The sequence below is a fragment of the Rahnella sp. CFA14(1/10) genome, from assembly GCF_004195095.1.
GTDB lineage: Bacteria > Pseudomonadota > Gammaproteobacteria > Enterobacterales > Enterobacteriaceae > Rahnella > Rahnella perminowiae.
This window is the reverse complement of sequence record NZ_SEWS01000014.1, coordinates 76,082-92,129: the sequence shown is the minus strand read 5'-3', so window position 1 is coordinate 92,129 and position 16,048 is coordinate 76,082. Positions and strand designations below refer to the sequence as shown.

15 protein-coding genes are annotated in these 16,048 nt (G+C 51.7%); 5 read left to right on the top strand and 10 right to left on the bottom strand.

The window, feature by feature from the left end; translation table 11 throughout:
- Nucleotides 1-156: 156 nt before the first annotated feature.
- From recG to gmk, 5 genes are read right to left on the bottom strand one after another with little or no spacing between them, the layout of a single operon-like run.
- On the bottom strand, nt 157-2,238 hold the full coding sequence (gene recG / locus EVX52_RS23075) for an ATP-dependent DNA helicase RecG (RefSeq protein WP_129992196.1): 2,082 nt from the start codon (nt 2,236-2,238) through the stop codon (nt 157-159).
- The gene (gene trmH / locus EVX52_RS23070) at nt 2,235-2,933 is read right to left on the bottom strand and encodes a tRNA (guanosine(18)-2'-O)-methyltransferase TrmH (protein ID WP_129955260.1); all 699 of its coding nucleotides are present in this window, start codon (nt 2,931-2,933) and stop codon (nt 2,235-2,237) included. The genes recG and trmH overlap by 4 nt, the downstream gene beginning before the upstream one ends.
- Before the next feature lie 5 nt (nt 2,934-2,938).
- On the bottom strand, nt 2,939-5,047 hold the full coding sequence (spoT, locus tag EVX52_RS23065; protein ID WP_129955261.1) for a bifunctional GTP diphosphokinase/guanosine-3',5'-bis pyrophosphate 3'-pyrophosphohydrolase: 2,109 nt from the start codon (nt 5,045-5,047) through the stop codon (nt 2,939-2,941).
- A 19-nt stretch (nt 5,048-5,066) separates the two neighbouring features.
- Nucleotides 5,067-5,342: a DNA-directed RNA polymerase subunit omega gene (gene rpoZ, locus EVX52_RS23060; RefSeq protein ID WP_015699238.1), complete on the bottom strand. Its 276-nt coding sequence runs from the start codon at nt 5,340-5,342 to the stop codon at nt 5,067-5,069.
- A gap of 54 nt (nt 5,343-5,396) precedes the next feature.
- A complete protein-coding gene (gmk, locus tag EVX52_RS23055; RefSeq protein WP_129955262.1) occupies nt 5,397-6,020 on the bottom strand; it encodes a guanylate kinase in 624 nt (207 codons plus the stop codon).
- 278 nt (nt 6,021-6,298) lie between these two features.
- Here gmk and ligB point away from each other — a divergent pair, with 278 nt between their 5' ends.
- Nucleotides 6,299-7,996, top strand: a complete 1,698-nt coding sequence (ligB, locus tag EVX52_RS23050; protein ID WP_129992195.1) for an NAD-dependent DNA ligase LigB — start codon at nt 6,299-6,301, stop codon at nt 7,994-7,996.
- 19 nt (nt 7,997-8,015) lie between these two features.
- Here ligB and EVX52_RS23045 read toward each other — a convergent pair whose 3' ends face one another.
- On the bottom strand, nt 8,016-8,633 hold the full coding sequence (locus tag EVX52_RS23045; RefSeq protein ID WP_129955264.1) for a trimeric intracellular cation channel family protein: 618 nt from the start codon (nt 8,631-8,633) through the stop codon (nt 8,016-8,018).
- A 345-nt stretch (nt 8,634-8,978) separates the two neighbouring features.
- Here EVX52_RS23045 and EVX52_RS23040 point away from each other — a divergent pair, with 345 nt between their 5' ends.
- Together EVX52_RS23040 and fabF are read left to right on the top strand one after the other, a co-directional pair.
- Nucleotides 8,979-9,599, top strand: a complete 621-nt coding sequence (locus EVX52_RS23040; protein ID WP_129955265.1) for a TetR/AcrR family transcriptional regulator — start codon at nt 8,979-8,981, stop codon at nt 9,597-9,599.
- 143 nt (nt 9,600-9,742) lie between these two features.
- The gene (gene fabF / locus EVX52_RS23035) at nt 9,743-11,017 is read left to right on the top strand and encodes a beta-ketoacyl-ACP synthase II (RefSeq protein WP_129955266.1); all 1,275 of its coding nucleotides are present in this window, start codon (nt 9,743-9,745) and stop codon (nt 11,015-11,017) included.
- Nucleotides 11,018-11,097: 80 nt separating this feature from the next.
- On the opposite strand, the gene EVX52_RS23030 is transcribed toward fabF, so the two are convergent.
- Complete coding sequence (locus EVX52_RS23030; RefSeq protein WP_015699232.1) at nt 11,098-11,961, bottom strand: YicC/YloC family endoribonuclease; 864 nt, start codon at nt 11,959-11,961, stop codon at nt 11,098-11,100.
- Between the two features lie 126 nt (nt 11,962-12,087).
- Here EVX52_RS23030 and rph point away from each other — a divergent pair, with 126 nt between their 5' ends.
- On the top strand, nt 12,088-12,804 hold the full coding sequence (gene rph, locus EVX52_RS23025) for a ribonuclease PH (RefSeq protein WP_129992194.1): 717 nt from the start codon (nt 12,088-12,090) through the stop codon (nt 12,802-12,804).
- 83 nt (nt 12,805-12,887) lie between these two features.
- Nucleotides 12,888-13,529: an orotate phosphoribosyltransferase gene (gene pyrE / locus EVX52_RS23020; RefSeq protein ID WP_129992193.1), complete on the top strand. Its 642-nt coding sequence runs from the start codon at nt 12,888-12,890 to the stop codon at nt 13,527-13,529.
- An 80-nt stretch (nt 13,530-13,609) separates the two neighbouring features.
- Here pyrE and slmA read toward each other — a convergent pair whose 3' ends face one another.
- From slmA to coaBC, 3 genes are all read right to left on the bottom strand, one after another.
- Complete coding sequence (gene slmA / locus EVX52_RS23015) at nt 13,610-14,206, bottom strand: nucleoid occlusion factor SlmA (RefSeq protein ID WP_013577628.1); 597 nt, start codon at nt 14,204-14,206, stop codon at nt 13,610-13,612.
- Nucleotides 14,207-14,377: 171 nt separating this feature from the next.
- Nucleotides 14,378-14,836, bottom strand: coding sequence for a dUTP diphosphatase (gene dut, locus EVX52_RS23010; protein ID WP_165385196.1), 459 nt, complete (start codon nt 14,834-14,836; stop codon nt 14,378-14,380).
- Nucleotides 14,814-16,031, bottom strand: a complete 1,218-nt coding sequence (coaBC, locus tag EVX52_RS23005; protein WP_205951624.1) for a bifunctional phosphopantothenoylcysteine decarboxylase/phosphopantothenate--cysteine ligase CoaBC — start codon at nt 16,029-16,031, stop codon at nt 14,814-14,816. Before coaBC ends, dut begins: the two co-directional genes overlap by 23 nt.
- Nucleotides 16,032-16,048: the final 17 nt, after the last annotated feature.

The following is a 16,048-nucleotide window of genomic DNA, read 5'->3' as shown; positions in this document are numbered from 1 at the left end:
GGTTACCTGCTTTGCCCCACTCTGTGAAGGTTATCAAATAACCTGAGCGGAAAGCTGTTTTGAAGACGCAATGGGGAAAAGGGAAGAGAATATGTTGAAAACAAAACATCATTATTAATAATGATTTGATGAAGTGCGAATGAGCGAGAAGAGAGATCAGGCGTTAGTGTAACGGACTCTTTCTGGCAGCCAGCGCTCAATCAGGGCCTGGGCATGGTCAGGGAATTGTTGCTGCAGATAACGTGCAATGCGCTGTACATCCGGGATCATCGCCTGATCACGTAATAAGTCAGCGACTTTAAACTCGGCACTGCCCGTCTGACGCGTGCCCAATAGTTCACCTGGCCCGCGGATTTCTAAATCCTGCTGAGCAATAACGAAGCCGTCGTTGCTGTCGCGTAAAACCTGCAAACGTTTCTGTGCTGTTTTGCTGAGCGGCGTTTTATAGAGCAGAACACAGTGAGAAGCCACGGCACCACGACCCACGCGCCCGCGTAACTGGTGTAACTGGGCCAGCCCTAAACGCTCCGGGTTTTCGATAATCATCAGGCTGGCGTTCGGTACGTCAACGCCGACTTCAATGACAGTCGTTGCCACCAGAAGTTGTACTTCACCTTGTTTGAAGGCCTGCATGACGGCCTGCTTTTCCAGGGCTTTCATGCGACCGTGAACCAGTCCGATATTCAGAGCCGGGAGTGCCTCCTTCAGGCCTTCCCATGTGGCTTCTGCGGCCTGCGCTTCCAGCATCTCCGACTCTTCAATCAGTGTACACACCCAATAAGCCTGACGATTTTCCTGCTCGCAGGCACTTTTGACGCGGCTGATAATGTCGCTGCGTCGTGTGTCCGGAATGGCGACAGTAGTCACCGGCGTGCGCCCTGGCGGCAATTCGTCGATGACTGACGTATCCAGATCAGCGTAAGCGGTCATTGCCAGTGTGCGTGGGATCGGCGTGGCGGTCATGATCAGCTGATGCGGGTGGAAGCCCTGTTGCAAACCTTTTTCCCACAACGCCAGACGCTGATGCACACCGAAACGGTGTTGTTCATCGATAATGACCAGCGACAATGACGAGAACAAAACCTGTTCCTGAAAGATAGCGTGCGTCCCCACCACCATCGAAACCTGTCCGCTGGCGATCGCATCCTGTTGCGCCTGCCGTGCTTTACCCTTTTGTTTACCCGCCAGCCAGCCGACCTGAATACCCAGCGGTTCAAACCACTGACGGAAATTATTCGCATGCTGTTCGGCCAGCAATTCTGTCGGTGCCATTAATCCGACCTGTTGCCCCTGAGCAATAGCGCAAAGTGCGGCAAGGGCGGCCACCAGCGTTTTACCTGAGCCCACGTCGCCTTGCACCAGACGCATCATGGGATAACTTTTGGCCAGGTCCTGTTCAATTTCCGCCACAACCCGTTGCTGCGCACCGGTGGGGCTGAAAGGAAGAGAGGCAAGGAACTGATTTTTCAGGCGATCGTCATGACGCAGCGGCAGAGCTTTATAACTCTGAGTACCGGCACGGACGGCCAGCATACTGAGATTATGTGCCAGCAATTCTTCCATAATCAGTCGGCGTTGAGCCGGATGATGACCTTTCTCAAGATCGACGAGCTGGATATCAGGCGGCGGGCGATGCAGTAAATGCAGCGCCTGAGGAAGCGGGATCAGCGAACGGCTCAGTTCCTCTGGTAACAGTTCGGCAATAGGTACTGTGTCGAGCAGTTCAAGTGCCTGATCCGTCAGTTTACGCAATGTCGCCTGGCGGATACCTTCTGTTGTCGGATAAACCGGCGTCAGTGATTCCTGCAGCACGACTTCGCTGTTTTCACCCTGAATACGGTATTCCGGGTGAATGATTTCAGCGCCGATCGTGCCGCGTTTGATTTCACCATAAGCGGTAACACGACGCCCTGCAGCCAGACTGTTTTTCATTGCGGCGTTAAAGTTGAAGAAGCGTAACGTCGCCATACCTGTGCCGTCACTTATCTGACAGGTCAACATCCTGCGGCGACCAAAACTGATATCGCTGCGCAGGACTTCGCCTTCTATCGTCGCGAAAATGCCGGGTTGTAAATCATTGATGGTGTAAAGGCGGGTACGATCTTCATAGCGTAAAGGAAGATGAAACAGTAAATCCTGAATAGTTTCAAGGCCGAGTTTGGCGAGTTTGTCTGCCTGGCTGGCTCCGACGCCGGAAAGCGACGTCAGTGGGATAGCGTCGAGCAGGCGGCCTTTCATCTTTTCTTAACCGTCATTTGCATCGCAGACCACCATTCATCATCGGCAATGATTTGCCCGCGATCGTCAATGAAAGGGCGGGGCAGTTTCTTCCGCTTTGCCACATTCGACAGGACCGGATAGCCGCCTTCAAACAGCAGCCGCTGCTGTTCTTTCTCGTTCAACAGGCTGTTGTCGCGACGATACATACCGGCATTTTCGCGCTGGCGCTGCGCTTCATACAGGATTAACGCTGAGGCGACAGAAACGTTCAAAGATTGCACCATACCGATCATCGGAATGATGATATCGCTGTCTGCCAGCGCTAATGCTTCAGGTGTGATACCGGTTTTTTCCTGACCGAGCAAAATACAGGTCGGGCGGGTGTAATCAATCGCGCGGAAGTCGACGGCTTTCTCTGACAAGTTTGTTGCCAGGATTTGCATGCCCTTCGCTTTCATTTTGGCGACGGCATCCTGAATATTTTTGTGCGTTTTGACCTGAACCCAGCTGTTGCTACCCGCCGCCGAAGAGACCAGTGTCTTCATTCGGGTGGTGGGCCAGACAGCATGAATTTCGTGAACGCCGACGGCGTCTGCCGTGCGGATGACGGCAGAAACGTTATGCGGTTTATGCACCTGCTCCATGCAAACCGTCAGGTCTGGCTGTCGGGCTGTAAGCATTTCGCGGATGCGTGCATAACGTTCTGGGGTCATAACAATCAGTTTCGGTTGCGGGTAACTTTAATGACGTCCGGCATAATACGAATTTTACGCATGATATTCGCCAGATGAACGCGATCGCGAGTCGTCAGGCGGATAAAGGCGCTGTAGACGCGACCGTCTTTTTCTTCGGTGCTCAGACTCTGAATGTTCGACTGCGCGGCATTTATCGCGGCGGTCAGGTTCGCCAGTGCGCCCTGATGATTGAACATATCGACTTTTATTTCAGCGATAAATTCCTGATCAGTTTCCTGGTGGTCATCCCAGTCAACGGCCATGAATTTCTCAGGTTCTTTCTGATAACCGCGAATATTACGGCAGGATTCATGGTGGATCACCAGCCCTTTACCTGGACTGACGTGCGCAATAATCGGGTCGCCTGGGATCGGACGGCAGCATTTCGCGAACGTGATCAGCACGCCATCTGCGCCTTTAATCGGCAGATTACGGGTTCCTGACGATGCCATTGAAGACTGGTCACCCATCAGGTTTTTGGCCACCACAACGCTCATGGCATTGCCGAGGCCGATTTCTGCCAGCAGGTCATCCATCGCCGGGAGCTTCATACGATCCAGCTCGTTTTTAATGTTTTCCGGCGGAATATCTGACAGTTTTTTACCCGCACCCAGCGCATGATTGAGCAGGCGACGCCCCAGTGAAACGGAGTCATCACGTTTCAGGTTTTTAAGCATCTGGCGGATTTTGGCGCGCGCGCGTGAGCTCACGACAAAGTTCAGCCAGGCGGCATTCGGGCGGGCACCCGGTGCGGTAATAATTTCGATAGTTTGTCCGCTGGTCAGCGGCTGCGAGAGCGGATAAGGCTGGCGATCAACGCGCGCGCCAACGCAGGCATGGCCGATATCGGTATGCACGGCGTAAGCAAAGTCGACCGGTGTCGCACCCGCAGGCAATTCGACAATACGACCTTCCGGCGTAAAGACGTAAATCTCGTCCGGGAACAGATCTGATTTTACGCTCTCGATAAATTCAAAGGAGTTGCCCGCACTTTGTTGCAGTTCAAGCAGACTCTGTAACCAACGTTGAGCGCGGATCTGCGCCGTAGTGCTGGTTTCACTGTTCTCTTTATAAGCCCAATGCGCCGCAACCCCCATCTCCGCCATCTGATCCATATCTTCAGTACGGATCTGCACTTCAACCGGCACACCATGCGGGCCGATTAGCGAAGTATGCAAAGATTGATAGCCGTTGGCTTTGGGGATGGCGATGTAATCTTTAACCCGACCCGGACGCGGTTTGTACAGACTATGCGCCTGCCCTAACACGCGATAACAGGTATCGAGTTCTTTAACGATCACCCGGAAGGCGTAGATATCCATAATGGAATGGAAACGCTGTTCCTTCAGGTGCATTTTACAATAGATAGAATACAGGTGTTTTTCGCGACCACTGACACGACACTGAATACCGGCTTCGGTTAAACGGCCTTCAATCTCCGAGAGGATTTTTTGGATCATCTCTTTACGGTTACCCCGCGCGGCTTTCACCACTTCTTTGATGACGCGATAACGGTTTGGATAGAGGGCTTCGAAGCCCAGCTCTTCGAGCTCGGTTTTCAGGTGGTGGATACCCAACCGGTGTGCCAGCGGGCTGTAAATTTCCAGCGTTTCGCGGGCAATACGGCGACGTTTGTCCGGACGCAAAGAGCCCAGCGTGCGCATGTTATGGGTACGGTCAGCGAGTTTGATCAAGATGACGCGAATGTCTTGCACCATCGCCATGACCATTTTGCGGAAGTTTTCCGCCTGTGCTTCTTTCTTATCGCGGAATTTCAGCTTGTCTAACTTTGAAACGCCTTCAACCAGTTCAGCAACGCTTTTGCCAAACAGTTGTTCCATATCCTGGTAAGTTGCAGGCGTGTCTTCGATAACGTCGTGTAATAACGCCGCCATCAAAGTCTCATGATCGAGCCTCATTTCAGCCAAAATACATGCCACGGCTACCGGGTGAGTAATATACGGCTCACCGCTGGAACGTGTTTGCCCCTCGTGCGCGTCCCGCGCCACGAGGTAAGCCTGCACGAGGCGCTTAATTTGCTCCTCCGGCAGGTATTTTTGAATCAGTTGATTCAGGCTTTCAAAGATATACAAGTGGGATCCGTTTCGTTAATTAACGACGGCCTTCAGCGATGGCAGTCACTGCCTGAATCTCTGCGGCTTCCTGCTCTTGTTGCTCCTGACGGTCACGAACGTCGAGGATCTGATTGGTGATCAGGCCTTCTTCGATTTCGCGCAGGGCAATGACAGTGAATTTATCGTTTTCTTCAGCAACCAGTGGATCTTTACCACCAGATTGCAGCTGGCGTGCGCGACGTGCAGCCACCAACACCAGGTCAAAACGGTTACCAATTTTTTCAACAGCGTCTTGAACAGTTACGCGTGCCATATATGTGCTACTCCACAGGGTGACGAAAGACTGGGCATAATACTGAAAGTGTCTTCAGTCTGCCAATAGTTTGGTGATTAATCCGTCATGACGGAGCCGCTGACGGCTCAGACGCAGACGTTCAGCGCGAATAATGGTTTTTAAATCCGATAAAGCCAGATCAAAATCATCATTGACAATTAAATAGTCGTATTCGGCAAAGTGGGTCATTTCAGCCACGGCTTGTGCCATACGTTTTGCGATAACTTCCTCGCTGTCTTGCCCGCGGCCACGCAAGCGTCGGTCTAGCTCATCTTTCGATGGCGGCAAGACAAAAATACTGCGTGCCTGCGGCATTTTTTTCCGGATTTGCTGCGCGCCCTGCCAGTCGATATCCAGAAAAACATCCACACCCGACGCTAAAACCTGCTCGATGGTTTCACGCGACGTCCCGTAATAATTACCGAAAACTTCTGCATGTTCTAAAAAGGCATCACGTTCAATCATCTCGCGAAACGCTTCTTTGTCGACAAAGAAGTAATGCTCGCCATGTTTCTCGCCCGGACGTATAGCACGGGTGGTATGAGAAATAGAAACCTGTGTGTCGTAGAGCGGTTGTGTTTTAAGTAAAGCCTGAATCAGACTTGATTTACCTGCTCCACTCGGGGCGGAGACAATATACAGCGTGCCTTGAACCATAATGACGTTTCAACTGAATGGGTTGATAGGAAGTATGCGAAGAGTGATCTCCCGCACAGTATACACGCTCGCCGCATTCGGTGCAGCGTCCAGACGTATTTCATCGCAACTTTGCCGCAGAAAATAGCCTTTCCTGAGAGATTTACGTGCTGCATTCCACATTTTTTTTTCGTTGCAGCAACAGATGAAATAATCAGGAAGGCATCTCGCAATAAGGGGTTATGCCACTGGCAGGAAAAATCACACCGGCGTTTACTGGTCTCCACAAGGAGGTGCTAATGCGCCAGTTTATTTATCTTATCTGCCTGCTCACTTTTGTTTTCTCTGCTTCAGGTCAGGATACGCTGTCGCCGGAATGTCCCGGCTGGCCATCAGAACGTCTGACACAGGAAACCCGTCACCTCACCGCTCAGTTGACCCAATGGGATGCCGCCTATCATCAGTCTGGCAGCAGCCCGATTGAAGATTCGGTCTATGATCATTTGCGTCAAAAACAACAATTCTGGTTGCAGTGCGCCAGCCAACCGGTACCTGAGCTGACAATGCCAGCCAGTGATGATGCAGAATATGTGCATCCGGTGGCCCATACCGGCCTGCATAAAATGAAAGATAAACACGCGGTCGCAAACTGGATGCAGGGACGAAAGAATCTGTGGGTACAGCCCAAAATCGATGGCGTTGCAGTATCGCTGATTTACCGTTACGGGAAACTGGCCGCACTGGTAAGTCGCGGCGATGGCGAGAAAGGGCAAAACTGGACGGCAAAAGCTGCGTCAATTCCGGCGATCCCGCTCAACATTCCGGACATGAGCCCTGAGTTGGTATTGCAGGGCGAGCTTTATCTGAAGATGAACGGTCATCATCAAAATGTTGATGGCGGGATGAATGCAAGATCAAAAGTCGCAGGTGCAATGATGCGTACCTCTGCTTCTGACCTGCTGAAGCAAACGGGTATTTTTATCTGGTCATGGCCGGACGGTCCGGTGCTTATGGCTGATCACCTGGAGAAACTCAGACAGTTCGGTTTTCCGGTTGTGGCTCAGTTCACGCTGGCGGTGAGCTCTGTCGAAGACGTCGAAAAATGGCGTGAAGACTGGTTTCACCAACCCCTGCCTTTTGCGACGGATGGCGTGGTCGTTCGTCAGCAAGAAGAACCTGCGGGGAAATATTGGCAAAGTAAGCCTGCAATCTGGGCGGTCGCCTGGAAATATCCGCCCGCCAGACAGCTCACCGATGTCACGGGCATCAGCACCACGACAGGACGAAACGGGAAAGTCACCGTTATCCTCAATCTGAAACCCCTGCGGCTGGACGATAAGTTAGTCAGTAAGGTGAGTTTGGGATCGGTCAGCCGGTTCCGGCAATGGGATGTTCTTCCCGGTGATCAGGTCGCAATCGCGCTGGCCGGACAGGGGATCCCACGACTTGATGAAGTGACATGGCGGGTAAATGAGCGTACGGAGATGCCTTTGCCTGATCCAACGCGCTATAACGCACTTTCCTGCTTTACACCTGAACCGGACTGCATACAACAATTTCTCTCACGCCTGATCTGGCTCAGCGGGCCGGAAGCGTTGGATATGGCAGGGTTTGGCGGGGCCACATGGCAAAAGTTATTGGATGCTTCCCCGGGGGGTTCTCTCATCAGTTGGTTAAGTCTTAATGAAAAAGAACTGGATGCTGTTCCGGGTATCAGTATTAAACAGGCGCAAAAACTGATGGCGCAGATTCATCTTGCGCGCGGAAAAGGCTTCCGGCGCTGGCTGTCAGCAATAGGATTTCCTTCTTTTGCACTGGGATTTGCAGAACAGCAGCAAAGCTGGAACAGGTTGACACAGCTGACCTCTCACGACTGGGAGATGACTGAGGGGATCGGGGCCAAACGGGCCGCTCAGGTTTTTGACTTTATACATCATCCGGACGTTGAGGTTTTGGCCAATGCTTTGAAGCAGGCGCAATTGCCTGCATTCCGCTAGCGGGCTACACGGCGGCGCATTAATGGTCCGAATGCGGGTAATTAAAGACAGGCAATCCAAGGCGAAAACGCAGGGCGATAAGACGTGCGGTAAAGCCGATCAGCAGTGTAATGATAACGACCAGATTATGGGGCAATGAGAAATATTGCAGCCCGATATAAACCCAGGCGGAAGCAAACGACACGCCGGCATAAATTTCTTTCTGAAACACCAGCGGGATCTGATTGCACATCATGTCCCGCAGCACACCGCCAAAAACACCGGTAATGACTGCACAAACGGAAGCAATGATAGCGCCATGTCCCATATCGAGGGCCACCTGTGTCCCGATAATGGAAAATACCACCAGCCCCAGGGCATCAAGCACTAAAAAAAGCTTTCTCAGATGTTGCATGAGAGGAGCCAGCCAGGTGGTCATGAGCGCTGCAACAGCCACAATCACGATGTACTCCGGATGCTTCACCCATCCCAATGGATAATGGCCTAACAGCATGTCGCGGACAGAGCCGCCACCAATGGCCGTCGCTGCCGCAATAATAATGACACCAAAGGAGTCCATTTTCCGACGTCCGGCAGCCAGGGCACCGGTCATGGCTTCTGCGGTGATCCCAATAATATAAAGAACGGTGAGTAACATGGATGTTCGCCAGACAAATCAGTAAATGGGAAAACAGTAGCCGCGTAGAGTAATGAGTTCCTCATTGATGCTCGACTGAATTTTTCTTTTGCATTGGTTTTAGGATTATTAAATCTAATGTGAATAGCCTTTCAATCCGCCAGAGTAAAAGGATAAAGAAGAATGCCGGGTTATTTTAGATTAGAAAAACAGGGATTGCTTGCCTGTTTTGACCCTGCTTTAACATTTATCCATGCCCCCGATTTCTTCTCAGCAGTGAATTTTCTCCTTTTATAGGTTACGATTAATTAAAATCGTCACTCATTGACGCATTGCTTAATTGTTAAATCTGCTCCGGAGGAGTGTATGAAGCCCGATATTCCGGTTGCGTTAACACAGCGTGGACCTGCCGAGCATGAACGTCGTGAACAAATTATAAATGCGGCCTTTGAGCTCTTTCGTCTTTATGGTTATGCCAAAACATCAGTGGCTGATCTTGCCAAATCTATCGGTGTTTCAAGCGCTTACATTTATAAATTTTTTGAATCGAAACAGGCCATTGGCGAAGCTATTTGCTCGCAGCGGGTGGGTCAGATAGATGAGGCACTCATGGTTATTGCGCAAAGTAACCAAAGTGCGACCCTGCGCCTAAGATCTATTTTTAAAACGCTGCTGACGCGTAGTCTGGATCTCTTCTTCCAGGACAGGAAATTGCATGATCTGGCTGCAACAGCGTCGGCTCAGCAATGGAAATCGACATTAAATCATCGTGCTATGATTTACAGCATTGTTGAAAAAGTGGTTACCGATGGCCGGGAGTCCGGTGAGTTTGAGCGTAAAACGCCACTGGATGAGGTTTGTATGGCGATCACCACGGTGACAACGCCATTTTCGCATCCGTTATTGCTGGAACAAAAAACACCTGAACAATTGGAAGAGCGTGTTCAGGCGATCACCAGCCTGGTCCTGCGAAGTCTGGCAAAGTAGACGCAACAAAATTTTGGGTTACGGGTTTACAAAAACGTAATTCGTCACATACTGTCAGCCGTTATTATCAAGAAACCCGTTTCTGGCCGGTTCATATATCGCCTGCGGAAACTTACGTCTTATACAGACAGAGAGGAATGTTTATGACTCATCGTCGAGTGGTTATTACCGGCATGGGGGCTGTGAGTCCTCTGGGCTGTGATATCGAAACTATCTGGAAGCGTCTGCTGGCCGGTCAGTCTGGTATCCGTGTTTTGCCGGAAGAAATTGTAGAAACACTGACCGTGAAAATTGGTGGTCAGGTACAAACTAAAGAACAGGATCCTGAGTCTGGTTTCGATCCGGATCAGTTCGTGGTACCAAAAGACCAGAAAAAAATGGACCGTTTCATCCTGTTTGCTATGGCTGCTGCCGATATGGCCGTTGCTGACGCGGGCTGGAAAGCCGAAACACCGGAACAACAGGAACGTACTGCAACCGTCATCGGTTCGGGTATCGGTGGCTTCCCGGCGATTGCCCATGCCGTGCGTACCAACGACAGCCGTGGCGCTAAGCGTTTGTCGCCTTTCACGATACCGTCGTTCCTGGTGAATCTGGCGTCTGGTCAGGTTTCCATTAAACATCAGTTTAAAGGCCCGATTGGCGCGCCGGTAACGGCTTGTGCGGCAGGTGTTCAGGCGATTGGTGATGCGGTGCGTTTGATTCGCAATGACGAAGCCGATGTTGCACTGTGTGGCGGCGCGGAAGCGGCTATCGATACTGTGAGCCTGGGCGGTTTTGCGGCGGCGAAAGCCATGTCTACCGGCCATGAAGATCATCCGGAAAAAGCTTCCCGTCCGTTCGACAGCGCACGTGATGGCTTTGTTATGGGCGAAGGCGCGGGCATGCTGGTGATTGAAGAACTGGAGCATGCGAAAGCACGTGGCGCCAGAATTCTGGCTGAGATTGTCGGTTACGGTACCAGCGGTGACGCCTACCACATGACGTCCGGTGCGGAAGATGGCAACGGTGCGGGCCGCGCGATGAAAATCGCGCTGCGCCAGGCAGGTATTCAGCCTTCAGACGTGCAGCATCTGAATGCTCACGCAACTTCTACGCCGGTGGGCGATCTGGGTGAAATCAATGCGATTAAAACCCTGTTCGGCACTGACGGTAAACTGGCTGTCACGTCTACCAAATCTGCAACCGGACATCTGTTGGGAGCGGCTGGCGGGCTGGAAACCATTTTCACCATTCTGGCCGTACGCGACCAAATTGTTCCTCCGACGCTGAATCTGGAAAACAAAGACGAAGCGGCTGCGGGGTTGAATATTGTAGGTAATATCGCGCAGAAACATGATATTACGTACGCGCTGTCAAACGGCTTCGGTTTCGGTGGCGTGAACGCCTGCGTACTGCTGAAACGCTGGGAAGACTAATTTCCTTTTTCGCTGACGCATAAAAAAACGCCTCGGACTTTAATGACCTGAGGCGTTTTTTATTAAGCAGGGCAGAGGATTTACTCGATATTCTGAATCTGCTCGCGCATTTGTTCGATCAACACTTTCAGCTCGATAGCTGACGTTGTGACATCGGCATTGATGGATTTAGACGCCAGCGTGTTTGATTCGCGGTTAAATTCCTGCATCATGAAATCAAGACGGCGGCCCACGGCTTCTTCTTTCTTCATGATTTTGTGTGTTTCTTTGACGTGCGCTTCCAGCCGGTCCAGCTCTTCAGCCACATCGATACGCTGTGCCATCAGAACCAGTTCCTGTTCCAGACGGGTATTTTCCAGCTGGACCTGTGCATCTTCCAGTTTACTGACCAGACGCTCGCGCTGCCATTGCAGAATATTTGGCATCTGGGCGCGGACTTTCACCACTTCTGCGCTCACGCCGTCGAGACGCTGTTCGATCATCGTTTTCAGTGCTGCACCTTCGCTTTCGCGCGCGCTGATGAAATCGTCCAGTGCGGTTTCCAGCGCCAGCAGCAGTTCGGTGCTGATGGCGTCCAGATCCTGTTCTTCGGCCAGCATAACGCCCGGCCAGCGCAGGACTTCCAGCGGATTAATTTCGCCTTCATCACTTTGCATTTTCACCCATTGCGCCGCTTCAACCAGCTGTTTCGCCAGCTTTTCATTAAGCTGTAACGTGCTTTGTGCGCCAGGGTCGAGATCAAAACGCAAATTACATTCGACTTTACCACGGGTCAGCCGGGCGCGAATACGCTCACGGACAACCGGCTCCAGGCTGCGGAATTGCTCGGGCAGACGGATGTAGGTTTCGAGATAACGTTGGTTTACGGAGCGGAGTTCCCACGCTGCGCTGCCCCAGTCACCCTTAATTTCGCGTCGGGCATAAGCGGTCATACTACGGATCATGTATGCGTACCTGTTAATGTAAAGATGAAGCGATTATAGCCCCCGCGAGCGGGTCATGATAGGCATTACCTCGCGAAGTCCGTATAATGCGCAGCCAAACATGATTCGCGACCCGGAGAAGTATCCATGCGTCCAGCAGGCCGAAATGCACAACAAGTGCGCCCCGTAACACTGACCCGCCATTACACTAAACACGCTGAAGGTTCCGTGCTGGTGGAGTTTGGTGATACCAAAGTGCTGTGTACCGCGACGGTGGAGGAAGGTGTTCCGCGTTTTCTGAAAGGTCAGGGACAAGGTTGGATCACCGCAGAGTATGGCATGTTGCCACGTTCTACCCACACCCGTAATGCCCGTGAAGCCGCAAAAGGCAAGCAGGGCGGCCGTACTCTGGAAATCCAGCGTTTGATTGCCCGTTCCCTGCGCGCAGCTGTCGATCTGAAAAAGCTGGGTGAATTCACCATTACGCTCGATTGTGATGTGTTACAGGCGGATGGTGGCACGCGCACTGCGTCCATTTCCGGTGCTTGTGTTGCGCTGGCCGATGCGCTGAATGCGCTGGTAGCTGCCGGTAAACTGAAAGCGAACCCGATGAAGGGTATGGTTGCTGCAGTTTCTGTCGGTATCGTGAAAGGCGAAGCACTGTGTGATCTCGAATATGTTGAAGACTCAGCGGCAGAAACCGATATGAATGTCGTGATGATGGAAGATGGCCGCATGATTGAGGTGCAGGGCACCGCAGAAGGTGAGCCGTTCAGCCACGAAGAGTTACTCGGCTTACTTGCTCTTGCACGAGAGGGCATCGACACTATCTTCCAGGCGCAGAAAGCGGCGCTGGCGGAATAATTTTTTAAGGCGACTGAGAAGTCGCCTTTTTTATGGCCTGCGGGCTGACAATGAGAAACAAGACGTTATCGAGGAGACCATCAATGAAAGCCTATCAGCGCCAGTTTATTGAGTTCGCACTGAACAAACAGGTTTTGAAATTCGGCGAATTTACCCTGAAGTCCGGGCGCATCAGTCCTTACTTCTTCAATGCCGGTTTATTTAATACTGGCCGTGATCTGGCGTTACTGGGACGTTTTTATGCCGAAGCATTGATGGATTCCAATATTGATTTCGATTTAGTGTTTGGTCCGGCTTATAAAGGTATTCCCATCGCGACGACCACTGCCGTTGCTCTGGCTGAGCATCATGAGCGCGATGTGCCATATTGCTTTAACCGCAAAGAAGCCAAAGATCATGGTGAAGGTGGCTTGCTGATCGGCAGCCCGTTACAGGGCCGTGTCATGCTGGTCGACGATGTGATTACTGCCGGTACCGCTATCCGTGAATCAATGGAAATCATCAGTGCGAACAAAGCCACTCTGGCAGGCGTATTGATTTCTCTTGATCGTCAGGAACGCGGACGGGCGGATATCTCTGCTATTCAGGAAGTTGAGCGTGATTACCATTGCAAAGTAATTTCAATTATTACGCTGGCTGACCTGATTGAGTACCTGGAAGAGAAAGCGGAAATGGCTGATCATCTGGCGGCTGTCCGGGCTTACCAGCAGGAATATGGCGTTTAATGTAGTCACTATCCTATGAGTAAAACAAAAGGGCCTTTCGGCCCTTTTTGATACTGATGTTTGCCTCTGCCGGGCAGGTTTTATTGCAACTGAGCAGAGATCAGTGGCCAGCGGGTATCGAAATCCTGCGTCGGTTTGTACTTAAACTCAGAGCGTACAAAACGCGACAGCATCCCTTCGCAAAATGCCAGTAACTGGCTGGCGAGCAGAGTTTCATCGCTGATGAATCCGCTGCCTTCACGCATTTTCTTTTCCCGAAGCACCTGACGCAGTTGCGCTTCAATTCGCTCAAAAAGCTGATTGATGCGGCCTTGCAGGCGATCTTGTTCAAACATCAGGGCATGACCGGTCATAATTCGGGTCAGTCCCGGATTACGTTCGGCGAAGCCCAAAATCAGCAGCAAAATCAGACGTATTCTGTTTAATGTATCTTTCTCATCCTGCAGAATGAGGTTGATACGGGTGATCAGACTGTCTTCGATAAACTCGATTAAGCTGTCAAACATGCGTGTTTTACTGGGAAAATGACGGTAAAGCGCTGCTTCTGAAACACCTACACTGGCGGCGAGTTTTGCAGTCGTGATCCTCTGGCTGCCATCGCTGGACTGAAGCATTTGCGCCAGGGCCTGCAAAATCTCTTCGCGCCTGTTCCTTTTTGTCGTTTCTTTCTCTGCCATGTCTGAATAGACCCTTGCTAAAAAACGGCTAAAATCATGGAGAAACCGCACAACTGCCGCATGAATCACTGTGATCCTGCGGCTTATTTCGTTCCCTATGTGTTGTTACGGTCTGATAGTGATAAGGATCTGTTCAATATCGCGTCAAAATCAGCGGTGCTGAACAGGTTCTTATTGGCGACCTGAATGGCCAAAACCACCTTCGCCGCGTTCACTGGCGTCAAAATCTTTCACCAGATTGAATTCAGCCTGAACGACAGGCACAAACACCATCTGAGCAATACGCTCGCCTGGTTCGATAACAAATGTTGTTTGACCGCGGTTCCACACCGACACCATCAGTTGGCCCTGATAATCAGAGTCGATAAGACCGACAAGGTTACCCAAAACGACACCGTGTTTATGCCCCAGGCCGGAGCGAGGTAAAATAACCGCCGCCAGATTAGCATCACCAATGTGAATAGCCAGACCGGTTGGCAGCAGTGTGGTTTCACCCGGTTTCAGCTCTACTGAAGCATCCAGACAGGCGCGCAAATCCAGACCCGCAGACCCGGGTGTCGCGTAAGCCGGTAAAGGGAAAGTCGAACCGATGCGCGGGTCGAGAATTTTAATGTCGATTTTTTTCATCATAACGGCTGACAATCTCTTCTAATAATCGTTGACCAAGCAGGGACTTATCGCTGAGCGGTAAGATTTTATCCCCGTCCTGCCAAAAAAGATGCAAAGCATTGGAATCGCTGTTGAAACCTTGCCCGGCACGTGAAACATCGTTGGCGCAAATCAGGTCCAGATTCTTACGGATCCTTTTTTGCCGCGCGTATTCTTCCACATTCTGGGTTTCAGCGGCAAACCCCACGACGTAAGGTCGGTTCTCTTTCATCGCTGCAACACCGGCAACGATATCAGGGTTTTTAATCATTTTTACCGTGATTTCATCGCCTTGCTTTTTGATCTTCTCATCAGCAATATGCTCTGCGCGATAATCTGCCACGGCCGCGCAGGAAATGAAAATATGCTGAGATGCCGCCGAAAGCTGCACGGCTTGTTGCATTTCCAGCGCACTTTCCACATCAACACGGCGGACATTCGCGGGCGTCGGTTGTGTTACCGGCCCGGCGATCAGTGTCACTTTGGCACCCCGTTCAGCGGCGGCTCTGGCAATCGCAAAACCCATTTTGCCGGAGCTGTGATTGCTGATGAAGCGGACAGGGTCCAGAGGCTCGCGGGTCGGGCCTGCGGTCACCATAATGTTCAGGTGCGCCAGATCGTTGCGTGAAGAAAAATGCGTATTCGCCATATCAACAATCACCAGCGGATCCAGCATACGTCCAGGCCCCACATCACCGCAGGCCTGACTGCCGCTGTCCGGACCCCACATCAATGTGCCCCGTGCTGCCAGGCTTTGCAGGTTTTCTTGTGTGACGGCCGCACGATACATTTGCTGGTTCATCGCAGGCAGTACTGCGACCGGTGCCGCTGTCGCCAGACATACCGTTGTCAGCAGATCATTTGCCAGGCCGGCATTCATTCGAGCCAGCAAATCCGCAGTGGCGGGGGCAATAATGACTAAATCTGCCCATTTCCCTAACTCGATATGTCCCATTGCCGCTTCGGCCGCCGGATCAAGCAGGTCGTCAGAAACCGGATAGCCGGAAACCGCCTGCAGGCTCAGCGGCGTCACGAAAGATTTCGCCGCTTCTGTCATGACGACGCGGACTTCAGCGCCTCTTTCACGTAAGCGACGTACCAGTTCTGGTGCTTTATAGGCAGCGATACCACCGCTGATACCGAGCACAATATGTTTGCCGGAAAGTCCCGTCATCATCATTGTCCGATTAGTTG